This window comes from Micromonospora inaquosa (assembly GCF_003857055.1).
GTDB classification, from domain to species: domain Bacteria; phylum Actinomycetota; class Actinomycetes; order Mycobacteriales; family Micromonosporaceae; genus Micromonospora; species Micromonospora inaquosa.
Genome location: NZ_QGSZ01000104.1, coordinates 1 through 9,705, shown reverse-complemented (window position 1 = coordinate 9,705; position 9,705 = coordinate 1). Strand labels below are relative to the sequence as shown.

Below are 9,705 nucleotides of genomic sequence, written 5' to 3'. Positions count from 1 at the left end.
GTCCTCGGCGGCGGGTCGCCGCCGAGGACGTCGTTGGCGTACTTGTTGACCTCGCGCACCTGGTGCTTGTCGTCCACCACCCGCGCGGTCGCCGAGTCGGGGGAGTTGATGAAGAGGTGGTTCTCCCGGACCTCCAGCTCCAGCGGCCCGTTGGCCCGCCCCCGGATGGTCTCGACCAGCTGACCCGCCGCGTCGAAGGAGTAGATGGTGCCGGTGGCCTCGTCGGCGCAGTAGAACCGGTCCGCCCAGGCCACCGCCGGGCTGAGCCGACCCCCCTCGCCCGGGACGGTGAACGCGCTCTCCTGCCCACCGTCACCCACCAGCAGCACCCGCCGCTCGGCGGTCACCGTGACCGGCACCCGGGGGCCGCTGGTGCGCGCGGGCAGCGCCGCCGGGCCGGACAGCGTCAGCGGCGTCGGGTGCACCTCACCGTGCTGCACCCGCACCAGCTTCCCGGCCGTCCGGTCGAGCACCGCCACCCCGTCGTCCAGGGTGGAGACCACCAGCTCGTGGCTGGCGTCAGCGACGTCGTACGACTCGACCTGCTGCGGGCTGAGCCCCGCCCCCACCGGCGCGGTCGACGCCGGCACGGACGGCAGCTTGGCGGCGGTGATCGCCGACACGGTGCCCTGGCTGGGGACCGCGATCCAGAGTCGACCCTTACCGTCGAAGGTGCCGCCGGTGATGCCCGGTGGATAGCGCACCGGCTCACCGACCGGGGTCAACGATCGCGGGTCGAGCTGCCGCACGATGCCCTGCACGGCGTCGACGACGAACGCCGCGTCCTCGTGCAGGGCCACACTCACGCCCAGGCCGGGGGTGGTCCGGGTGGTCGCGCTGAGCTGGAGGGTGGCCAGATCCAGCGAGCTGACCTGCCCGGTCTGCAGGTCACGCAGGAGCAGCAGCCGGTCGGTCTGGGTGATCTGCATCGGATGCTGCCGGGCACCGGGGATCTCGGTGCGGGTGTCCACCCGGGCGGTGACCCCGTTGACCCGGGCCAGCTCGCTGCGCACCGCGCTCCACAACCAGGAACTCGCGTCGTAGTTGGCCACCGCGTTGTCCGCCGCGCCCAACCCGAGAACGGTCAACCCCATGGCGGCCAGCAGCGCGGCCACCGTGCCGACGGTCACCAGCCCGCCGCGCAGCCGGGACCGGGAGCGAGGGGCCTCGGTCTGTACGGCGTCGTCGATGCTGGCCACAGCCGGCTGCCTCCCCTGAGTCGTGGCAGGTGGCGCGCCTTGCGGCGACCCCTCCCCTGAGCCGGGTGCCATCATATGGCGCTGGTGGTGGCGGGGGAACCCGCACCGTCACCCCTGTGGATACCCAGCGTGTGCGTTGTGGACGTCCAGCTCAGCCCGGTTTCGGGCTCGACTCGGCCCGGTTCCCGCTCGACTCAGCGCGGCGATGGTCGGCCGGAGGGCGTCCCGCTCGGCGTGGCTCTGCGCTCCCGCGCGGTGCAGACCTGGCCCGAAGTCGCAAAGCTGTCAGTGGAGTAGACCGCCAACACGGTGAAACAGTGATCCACCCGGGAGTTCAACCCGTTGACCGTGTAGCTGGTCCCGCCCGGGTCCACGGTGGCGATCACACCCAACGCCTGCCCGGCCCGACCGGCGGCGATCATGAACGGCACGGCCCCGCCGGTCGGGTCCGTCCAGGTCAAGGTGATCGTGGCCGAATCGTCGCGCAGCTTCAGGTCGCCCGGCGGGGGCCCGGCCGCCGTCGGTGCCGCCGTCGGTGCCTGCGTCGCCGCCGCCGTCGGCGGCGGGTCGTCGCGGGTCAGCACCACCGCGCCCAGACCCGCCACCGCCACGACGGCAACCCCGGCCGCCACGACCGCGCCGATCAGCGCCGCCCGGTTGCGGCCCGTCGACCCACCTTCATCGGCGTACGCCGGCCGGTGCGCGTCCGGCACCGGGTGGTACTGCTGACCCGGGTACGGCGCCTGGTGCTGGTGCTGGATCGGGTACGGCGGCTGCGCCGGCTGATGGTGGTACTGCTGCACCGGTGGCGGTGCGGCCTGCGATGCCGGGTCGACGCCGAGGCCCGGTGACCAGGCCGGCTGCGCAACGGGGCTCGGCTGGGCTGCGGTCCAGCCCGAATTGGCCTCGCCCCCGGCCGGGCCACCGTGCGACGGGAACACCACGGTCTGGTCGGGCAGCGCGCGGTCGGCGTGCCGGGTCGGCGGCACCGGGGCGTCGAGGATGCCCAGCCCGGAATCGCCGTCCGCACCGGTGCTGCCCGCGTCCATCATGGTCTGCCCGGCGGTCGTGCCCTGCCCGGCGGTCGTGCCCTGCCCGGCGGGTGTGCCCTCCCCGACTGGTGTGCCTTGTCCGGCGGTCGTGCTGTGCCCGACTGGTGTGCCTTGTCCGGCGGTCGTGCTGTGCCCCGCGGTCGTGCTGTGCCCGGCCGTCACCGTCTGGGTAGGCGTCGTGGTCTGGGAGGTGGGGTCGGCAGTCGGAGTTGGCAGGGGCTGTGGTGGGGCGCTGCTGCTCCAGGGCGGTGCGGTCAATCCCCAGGGCGGCACGGGTGGTGCGCTCACCGGAGGCGCGGAGACGGGTGGTCCGTAGGGCGGCCCGGAGACAGGCGGCCCGTAGCCGGGCGGTGCGGACACCGGATAGCTGTGCCCAGGTGGTGCCGAAACGGGTGGGTCGTAGCCGGGCGGTGCGGAGACCGGGTATGGCTGGGCCGGGGGCCCGGAGACCGGGTACGGCTGGCTGGGCGGCGCGGAGATCGGATGCGGGGTGACCGGCGGTGCGCTGATGGGCTGGGCCGGTGGTCCGCTCGCCGGATGGTAGGCCGGCCCCGGGTGTTCACCGGACGGGGCGGCCCTACCGGGCGATGTCGCCTCGGCGCCGGACACATTGTGCGAATCGCCCGGCGCGGTTGGCGGGGCGGCGGATCGGGCGGCCTCTTCGGCGAGTAGCGGCTCGATCTGCCGTACCCGGATCGTGGGGTTGTCCCAACGAGGTGCCGGCGCCGCCGGTGCGGTGGTCGCCGGGGGCGGTGGCACGTCGGTCACCGGCGGGGTCGTCGCCTGGTCACCCACCCGCTGACGTGGTGCCACGGTTGGCCCGGCCGGCGGTCGGTGTGGTGGCCGCTGGACGACCGGCGTTGTCGGCGGGACCTCAGCCCCCGGTCGGGGCGTCGGGCCGACCGAGGGTCGAGACGGTTGCTCGTCGACGCGTTGAGCCGGGGCGGATGTGCGTACCGCTGGAGGGGTTGGTTGGGGCGTCGCCGGCGGTTGCGGCGGTGCCCACTGTGAGACGGCCGGCGGTGGGCCGCCGGCAGAGGGCCGCATCGCGGCGAGAGTCGCCAACGACAGGGTCGGGCCGGTGAGCGCCGACCGGGCACCCGGCTCGTTCGCCGGGGCGACCGGACCTCGGCCGGGCGTCGGCGCGCGGTGCTGCTCGCCCGGCGTCGACGCGGGTGGGCCGAGGTAGTCGCGGGCTGCGCGTACCGCCGGGTGGTTCTCCCCGAGCGCGGCGGGCCCGGCGGTGGCGACGCGGGTGTAGTTGCGGCGGGCCTCGTGCCGGTTTCCCAGCTCCTCAGCCACCTCCGCGAGCTCGAAGGCGAGCGCGAGCATCAGCGGGTCAGAATGCTCCCAGCGCCGCTCGCCCGCCGCGAACGCCTCCTCCAACACCCGGCGCGCGGCGGGCGGGTCGTCCCCCTCCCGGTGCAACCGCGCCAACAGATGCGCGGTGTGCAGCACCTCGGGATGATCGTCACCGTACGGCGGAGGAGCGGATTCGACGGCCTCCGCGAGCAATTGCCGGGCGGCGCTGAGGTCGCCCGCGGCGCGCAGGGCGAGGGCTCGGTGCTGGGCGGCTGCCAAGGGGGAGGGATGGGGCACGTGGCAATGCTGCCGTCAGAGGGCCGCCGGACGCTACCCGGACACGCCTCGTCCGGGGTGTCGGTGCGGCGTTTGAGGCGGCTTGAGCAGCGGCGGAAGGGACGTCGGAAGGCGATGTGCATGATCCACGAGTGCCGTGTACAGTAACTCCCCGTGCGGCCCGCCGCGCCAATCACCGGATGGAAAGATCATCTGGTCGGCGAGGTAGGCTTAACGTGTAGGTCCGGGTGGCGGAATGGCAGACGCGCTAGCTTGAGGTGCTAGTGCCCGTATAGGGCGTGGGGGTTCAAGTCCCCCCTCGGACACAAACCATTACCCCACGGTGCGCGCTGAGATCGACTGCAGCGCGCACCGTTTGCGTTTCAGGCTGGTAGTTCAGCCGGAGACCGAGTTGCCGGTAGACCTCGGCCTTGTCGGCCGGGTCGGCGTCGCGGAGCACGGCGGTGATGTCGCCGAGCGCGTTCACCAGGGTCGTGATTTCTGCTCGGCTCATCCTGCGCGGGGCGGTGCCCACACTCGCGTGGAGATCCGCTTCAGCCCGCGCACGTTCGGCCTGGGTCTGCGCGATCCAGCCGGTGACCACCGCTGGGTCGGCTCCAGCGTCGAGGGCGGCCCGGTAGCGCTCCAACTTGGCGTCGCACTCGGTGATAATCGTCTGTGCTGCTGGGGCGGTTGCGGGCGGATGTTCCAAGGGCTGAGCGTCGGCCATCGCGGTGATCGTGTGTTCGATGCGGTGGGGTGCGAAGGCGGCGGCCAGCCAGGTGTCGATCGGGTCGGTGAGGGCATCCTCGCGCAGGTACACGTTGCTGGGATGCTCAACCTGGTTGGCGAGGGCGTATTCCTGCGGGAAGCGGCAGCGGTAGTAGGCGTCGCCGTGGTTGTACTGGCCCTGCATGCGTCGGTCGCAGGCGGCGCAGTAGATCATGCCCCGGAAGACGTACGGGTTGCGGGTGCGCTGCCGGACGTGCTGTCCGCCGGTTCCCCGTCCTCGTCGTTGCAGTATCGCCTGGGCCTGCTCGAAGGTCGCGTCGTCGATGAGTGGCTCATGGGTGATGTCCTTGGAGACCACCCATTTGTCGCGGGCGTTCCAGCGCATGACGCCGGTGTGACCCATTGCCACATCGTCGACGTCGAGCAGTACTTCGTCGGTGCGTTGCTTGTTCCACACCTGCCGCCCTGTGTAGCGGGGGTTGGTGAGGATGACGCGGACGGCGCTCTTGGACCAGGCGATGCCGCTACGGTGCCGGTTGCGGGCCCGGTCGTGTGCCGATGGGCAAGGCACGTGGTTGGCGGTAAGTCCCTCGGCGATGGCGAAGAGGCCGATACCGGCGAGGAACTCGGCGAAGATCTGCCGGACGATTGGAGCGGTCTGTTCGTCCGGAGTAAGGCCCTTGAGGTGTTTGCCGTCGGCGGCCTTGGCGGGGTTGGGGTGGGGTCCAAGATCGCGGAGTGTGTAGCCGTAAGGTGGGCGCCCACCCAGGTAGCGGCCCTCAAGGAGGGTCTGGGCGGCCATGGCGGTGCGAACGCGCAGTTTGATCCGGTTGCGCTCACCCTTGCTCATGCCCCCGAAGACGGACATGACGAGTTCGTGTGCCTCGTTGTCGGGGTCGATGGGGCCGCCAATCTCGGGGACCCAGAGTTCGACGCCGTAGTGGACGAACAGCGGCGCTGTGAGGCCGAACTGGTTGCCGTAGAAGGCGCGGTGCGGTTCGCCGACGACGACGGCGGAGAACCCTCGCCCGGGGTTACGCAGAGCCGCGAGAAGGAGATTGGCTTGGGTTCGGCGCTGCCACGGGAGGGAACGGCTCTGGCCGATATCGAAGTATTCCGCGACAATTCGGCCGTTGTGTGGCTGGATGAGTGTGCTCGCCCGAGTCAGTTGCCAGCTCCGGGACGATTCGGGGTCCTGGTTGTCCTCGGTCGAGACACGGCCGTAAAAGGCGAAGGTTTTCGGTTGAGGGGTGGTCATCTGTTCTCCTCGATCGAGTTGTCTGTGCGGCGGTCGTTGACCCGTCTGAGCAGCTTCAGCAGAGCGGCAGCGGCACCAGGGTGCAGCTCCGGTGGCCTCTGGGGAGCTTCCACCTTGATGAACGCGGTCGTCGCTCGCCCGTTCGCGTCGTTGACCGTCCATGAACCGTCGCCTTCACTGGGTCGGTCAAGTCGTATCTCCGTCCCAGGGTCGGACTCCTTGCGTTGCTGATTTTGGTGATCGGACGGCAGAGTCATGCGCCTCCGTCCGGTGGCTGACCCGGCGGCGACATCCGTCGGTGGCAGGGCATCGTGTTAGAGGCGCGCGCTGTGTTGGATGGGTGGGTTGTCATGGAGAGGTCCTCCGAAGTTGATTCGTGTGCCGGTTGCTCCGGCGGGCATGAAGAAGCGGCCGACGCCGTCAGGCATCGGCCGCTTGTTGAGCAGGGGCAGGCGTTACATCTATGCGTCGGTCATGTCCCTCAGGGGCCTTGAGACCGGCTAGCGCTGCTGGGGGGCGCGGCTTGGTTGTGGGTATCGCGTGGACTCGGACGCTCTCGGAGACCACTCTGTTCACACCGAAGAGGTCGCTGGTTCGATACCAGCATCGCCCACTCTCAGTTTGTGCAGGTCAAAAGCCCGTTACCGGAGTTGTCGGTAACGGGCTTTGCGGTATGTGTGGCTTACATTGGGAGCAGATTGGGAGCAGCGCGGCTGGTTCTCGGTCCGGGCCGCCATGGACCTGCCCGGCTGAGTGAACTGATTTGCGGTCCCGAGTGGGCCTGCTGGCTGGTTGAGGAGTTTCACCGTTGCCGGCGCCCACATCAACGAGAGGGTGCCCCCGCGCTGTGGCTCGCGGGCTGGCTGATGGCCGTCGGTCCGGTGATGCGCCCACTCGCCGGTCCACATTGCGAGGTCCCGTACCCAGCGCTCGGTGTTCTGCCGGGACTTGGCTGCCCACTTCGTTGCGTTCTTTGACGCGAAGTCGTTTAAGACCTGTCGGTCGGTCGCGGTCCATGCGGGAAGCTGCGCTATCCACTCTTCTGCCTGCTCGGCACTGTGGCCGCTGCCGATCAGCCATGGGACGAGCAACGCGAGTTCGACCCATGCGGCGGCCTTGGTTGCCCACGCCCAGTCCACGATGGGTAGGCCGAGTGGTGTCACGATCAGGTTCGCTGGGTTGAGGTCCGTATGGATGAGTGTCTCGCCGTCCATCGCCGGGTGCGCGAACCCGAGCCGGGTTGCCGGGGTGAACCACGTCTCGCCGGGCGCCGGCGTCTCCTGGAGTGCTTTCAGTGCGGCTAGGAGCAGATTGAGATCCGTGCTGCCGGGTGACAGGTCGGGGTGGGGGCCGGCAAGATGCTCGGTCCCCACCACCAGCCAGCCATCGGATTCGAACTGCCACAGGACTGCGGGCGGGTGCCGGTCGGCCCGGGTTACCGCCACTTCGTAGCGCAGCGACCGAACGCTCAACTCGCCGGAGGCCGCTTTGATAAAGATCGGTCCGGCGGGTCCTCTCACCGTCGAGGCGATCTCAGCGTGGTCGCCACTGGAGGCCTGGGCGACGTCGAAGGTTCCGCCGACCCGTTCGGCGATCGCTGCCGTGACACTCTCCGGCAGGGCGGTCCAATCGCTACGCATCGGTTCTCTTCTCTGCTACTAGCCTGGCTTGGGCCGGATTGGCGGACAGCAGGGCTCAGCCTCGCCACCCCAAAATCCGGTGTTCACCCGGTAGCCGGTCTCATGTCTCGTCCTCGCGAGTGGCGGATGGGTCACGGCTGCGGACTTGGATGACTGGTTTGGCCCTCGGTCGCGGTCGTCCTGGTTGGCTGGATGTCGCCGTGGAGGGGGCTGCGGCGCATGGAACAGATGACCGGGCCTTCGGGCAATTGGATCGCCGATTCTGGGATGTAGCCGTGCCGGACATGCAGGCTCTGGGCATCGGGGGTGGTGCTAGTCCAGGACAGTAGGTTCACATGGTCGAGTCGGCTGCGATGGTGGCTGAGCAGGGACGTGCCGCGTCCTGACCGCTCGGCGCTGGGTGACACGGCGAGGAACGCGAGGTGGTAGTGGGGCTCACTGGGTCGGTCTTTGGCGAGTAGCCGATCGAGTAGGTCGAAGCGATCGCTGTGGGGGCCTGCGGCATCGCTTAGGCGGGTGGGGTAGTTCGCTGGTGGCGGGATGGGGCGGTATCGGTGGAAGCCGACGGTGGCGGCGGTGGCGTCGTCGGTGAGGTGAATGTCGCCGTAGAACAGGGCGTGTTCGATCCAGATGGCGAGGACGTCGGTGAGGATTCGATGTCGTGGGCCTGGGTCGGGGATCAGCCATGTTGCGAGAGGGCTGGGATAGAGGGCGTCGGCGATGAGTGCGGCGACGTGGTCTTTGTCCGCCCAGCGGGCGGCGCGGATACGCGGGACAGTGTCCATGGCTGGGGTTCCTTGGAAGGCTCTTGGTTGCGGGGTCAGGAGTTGCTGCTGCTGTCTGCACGGGTGTGGACGAGGAACAGTTGGTAGTCGTCGACCAGAGGGCCGGTCCGGTCGCTGCCGGGTGGCGGTGTGAGTGCTGCTCTTTCGTAGGCGAGTAGTTCGCCGGTGGTGGGGTTGAGGATCAGCAGGAAGCGGATGTCATCGGAGGTGGCGCTGACGCCGATGCCGGTTCGGCCTGCCCGGTCGGTCACCGAGCCGTGGTAGGTAATTCCGGGGGTGTCGCGCAGGACGGTGAGGACCGCGGTGCGGGCGGCTTGGTTGGGAGTACGCCAGCCGAGCAGGCTGACGAGGCCGCGAATGACGGAGGTGGGCCCGAGGAATCGGGGCTGGGTGGCGTCGATGTTCGCATTGAGCGCTGCCGGGTCGGCGGCGATCGGGCCGATGGGTCCGTCCAGCTCGCCGGGGTAGTAGGTGCTGTCGTCGGTCGGCTGGTTGCCGTCGGGGTAGCGGCTGCGAACGACGCGTCCGGAGGCGTCGTCGGCACGCCAGCGTTGCTCTTCGAACAGCACGATCCTCGTAGTGGTGCTGTTGCCCGCGATCGCGGTGTCCGTGGCCCATTGGAGTAGGTGGACGTAGGCGAACCGGCCCGGGATGGAGTCGCAGCCGGACGGCCCAACCGTCACCGCTTTCAGAGCATGCCGCGCCGGGGTCGACTCCGGCAGATGCGTCGGGGATGGGTCGAGATTCTGCTGTGCGCGTGCCTTGAGCTGTGCCGCCGTCAGGGCGGCAGGTGACAGACACGGTGCCACAGCCGACTGGGACGCGGCAGTGGTGGAGGGCGAGGGCGGGGATGGGGCTGGCCCGTCGGCGCCCGTCCAGTTCGGAATAGCTGTGGCGGTGGCGAGCAGGCCGAGCGCGCAGGCGGCGGCAGTGACCTTTACGGCTCGCCGGCCCACAGGGTGGGGCGTCTCGGCCGCGGATCGCACGTGAGGCGGGTTGTTCACGGTGGACTTTCTCGAGGTGAGGTGAATTGGGGCTAGCGGTAGGCCGCCGTGGCGAGGTCACCCACGGCGGCGTCCACGGCGGCGGTGATGTCGCGGACCGACTGGTAGTGCTGCCCGGCGATGGCCTTCAGACGAGCGGCCAGGGCTGGGGTGTCGTCGTCGAGGTAGAGGTGGCTGGTAAGTCCGAGGTCGGCGACGAGACCGGCGAGGGCGGCGGTGTGGTTGTCGGGTTGTTCGCGGCCGGCGGCGAGGTAGCGCAGGCGGGAACGGGCGATGACGGCCCATTTGCTGTCGGTGGGCAGGTAGGTGTCGGCGCGTATGAGGCCGCCGAGGCGCCGTCGGGTGTGCTGGTGCAGGATCCCGCTGGCGACGAGTCCGGCGCGGGTGCGGTCGTAGAGGTCGTCGGAGAACCCGCGCAGCCATGCCCGCAGGGGTGGGTGGGTGTGGCGGATGGTGG

Annotated in this window: 6 protein-coding genes, 1 tRNA gene and 2 pseudogenes; 1 reads left to right on the top strand and 8 read right to left on the bottom strand. The window is 69.8% G+C overall.

Annotation, left to right across the window (positions count from 1 at the left end; genetic code table 11):
- Positions 1 to 1,199, bottom strand: a pseudogene (locus DLJ59_RS02235) (fibronectin type III domain-containing protein); the annotation flags it as partial.
- Between the two features lie 2,233 nt (positions 1,200 to 3,432).
- A pseudogene (locus DLJ59_RS38385) lies at positions 3,433 to 3,832 on the bottom strand (tetratricopeptide repeat protein); the annotation flags it as partial.
- 239 nt (positions 3,833 to 4,071) lie between these two features.
- Between DLJ59_RS38385 and DLJ59_RS02225 the strand changes: the two are divergent.
- A tRNA-Leu gene (locus DLJ59_RS02225) sits at positions 4,072 to 4,155 on the top strand.
- Here the strand turns inward: DLJ59_RS02225 and DLJ59_RS02220 are convergent.
- The 6 genes from DLJ59_RS02220 to DLJ59_RS02195 all read right to left on the bottom strand — a co-directional run.
- Positions 4,137 to 5,819: a recombinase family protein gene (locus DLJ59_RS02220; RefSeq protein WP_124770850.1), complete on the bottom strand. Its 1,683-nt coding sequence runs from the start codon at positions 5,817 to 5,819 to the stop codon at positions 4,137 to 4,139. The two genes, DLJ59_RS02225 and DLJ59_RS02220, sit on opposite strands and share 19 nt — an antisense overlap.
- Positions 5,816 to 6,076, bottom strand: a complete 261-nt coding sequence (locus tag DLJ59_RS02215) for a hypothetical protein (RefSeq protein WP_124770849.1) — start codon at positions 6,074 to 6,076, stop codon at positions 5,816 to 5,818. The genes DLJ59_RS02220 and DLJ59_RS02215 overlap by 4 nt, the downstream gene beginning before the upstream one ends.
- Positions 6,077 to 6,460: 384 nt before the next feature.
- Positions 6,461 to 7,459 (bottom strand): phosphotransferase, encoded by a 999-nt coding sequence (locus DLJ59_RS02210; protein WP_124770848.1) that lies wholly within the window; start codon positions 7,457 to 7,459, stop codon positions 6,461 to 6,463.
- Between the two features lie 131 nt (positions 7,460 to 7,590).
- Complete coding sequence (locus tag DLJ59_RS02205) at positions 7,591 to 8,244, bottom strand: GNAT family N-acetyltransferase (protein WP_244235793.1); 654 nt, start codon at positions 8,242 to 8,244, stop codon at positions 7,591 to 7,593.
- Between the two features lie 35 nt (positions 8,245 to 8,279).
- Complete coding sequence (locus tag DLJ59_RS02200; RefSeq protein ID WP_124770847.1) at positions 8,280 to 8,927, bottom strand: hypothetical protein; 648 nt, start codon at positions 8,925 to 8,927, stop codon at positions 8,280 to 8,282.
- Positions 8,928 to 9,280: 353 nt separating this feature from the next.
- On the bottom strand, positions 9,281 to 9,705 hold a 425-nt coding region (locus DLJ59_RS02195), incomplete at its 5' end, for a GOLPH3/VPS74 family protein (RefSeq protein WP_148096921.1).

Bases quoted from the DNA above. Each gene is read 5' to 3' on its own strand.
- DLJ59_RS02220 (WP_124770850.1), bottom strand. From the start codon at position 5,819: ATGACCACCCCTCAACCGAAAACCTTCGCCTTTTACGGCCGTGTCTCG.
- DLJ59_RS02215 (WP_124770849.1), bottom strand. From the start codon at position 6,076: ATGACTCTGCCGTCCGATCACCAAAATCAGCAACGCAAGGAGTCCGAC.
- DLJ59_RS02210 (WP_124770848.1), bottom strand. From the start codon at position 7,459: ATGCGTAGCGATTGGACCGCCCTGCCGGAGAGTGTCACGGCAGCGATC.
- DLJ59_RS02205 (WP_244235793.1), bottom strand. From the start codon at position 8,244: ATGGACACTGTCCCGCGTATCCGCGCCGCCCGCTGGGCGGACAAAGAC.